This window comes from Chryseobacterium sp. CG10_8, assembly GCF_058117085.1.
In genome coordinates, this window is sequence record NZ_JBYVEB010000228.1 from 1 (window position 1) to 1,399 (window position 1,399).

The following is a 1,399-nucleotide window of genomic DNA, read 5'->3' on the forward strand; positions in this document are numbered from 1 at the left end:
AAAAAACCGATATTTTGTATCGGTTTATTAAATTTTATAATTTTTATCGCTTTAGAACGCAACTTCGTTAACCTCTTTGCCCCGTTGGAAATTCATAGTTTTCTGTTGTCCCTTGTAGGCTACATTGACAAGGTTAAGTTGTTTAGGGAAATTGTTTAGGAAAATTGTGTTCTTAATTTTCAAAGTTTTAATATCTGAAATTCCACTAGCTTCAAAATATACCCAAACCGTCTCTCCACTAACTTGACTAGCCGAAAAAGTAAGCGCTTTTTGCTCCCCATTAACATAAACATCAAAATTACTGCCTATGAACTTTTTCATCCCTTCATTGAAAGCAGCTTCTGAAGAAGGATTGAGCTTGGTTACTTCTAAAACATGAGCAGAATTAAGCTTGGTTGTAAACTTCAATGTTTTGCTTCCTTCTACATAATCAGCTTTGGTCATAGAGGAGAAGAAGTCTGCTCCTGTCGAACTTTTCAGTATCAAAGCAAAGATGCCTAATACCGAGATAACTCCAAATATGTATAAATATCGTTTCATTTTTTTAATAATCATTTTAAATTAAATTTTATTAATTCAAGCTTTAAGTCACAAATAACATGCCAATTAGAAGTTGACATGGATGGAGTACTTATCGTAAAACGCTTTGATATGCGCTACTGCCTCGTCTGCAGAATCAACCACTCTGTATAAGTTAAGGTCTTCTTCCGCAATCATTCCGTCTTTTAGTAGGGTATTTTGGAACCATTCCAAAAGCCCATTCCAATATTCGGAGCCGACTAAAACGATGGGAAACCTTGCAATTTTACCAGTTTGAATCAAGGTCATCGCTTCAGAAAGTTCGTCTAAGGTACCAAATCCTCCCGGCATAACAATGAATCCTTGCGAATATTTTACAAACATTACCTTTCTGGTGAAAAAGTAATTGAAATCCATCGAGTAATTTTTATCTATATATGGATTGAAATGTTGCTCAAATGGTAATTCGATATTGAGTCCAATCGATTTCCCTTCAGCGTTTCTTGCTCCCCTATTACCCGCTTCCATAATCCCAGGGCCTCCACCAGTGATGATTCCGAAACCTATTTTGGTAATTTTTTCCGCGATTTCAACAGCCATTTGATAATACTTATTGTCTTCCTTGAGCCTTGCTGAGCCAAAAATAGATACACAAGGGCCAATTTTAGCTAATTTTTCATATCCATCAACCAGTTCTGCCATGATCTTAAAAACCATCCAGCTGTCTTTGGTAATGACTTCATCCCAGGTCTTTTCTTCGAAATGATTTCTTAATCTTTGGTCAAGTTCAACATCATTTCCTGCGGATTGATTGGGTATTCCTTTTCCTCTTTTTATTTTTGTCATTTTGTTTTCTACAATTTTAGTTTAATAAAAATTT

Annotated in this window: 2 protein-coding genes; both read right to left on the reverse strand. The window is 35.3% G+C overall.

The features are described 5' to 3' along the window. Positions 1–51 precede the first annotated feature (51 nt). Positions 52–540, reverse strand: a complete 489-nt coding sequence (locus tag AC4AGG_RS16420; protein WP_489773103.1) for a DUF6702 family protein — start codon at positions 538–540, stop codon at positions 52–54. A 66-nt stretch (positions 541–606) separates the two neighbouring features. Continuing rightward, positions 607–1,365, reverse strand: coding sequence for an LOG family protein (locus AC4AGG_RS16425; protein ID WP_489773104.1), 759 nt, complete (start codon positions 1,363–1,365; stop codon positions 607–609). Positions 1,366–1,399 lie beyond the last annotated feature (34 nt).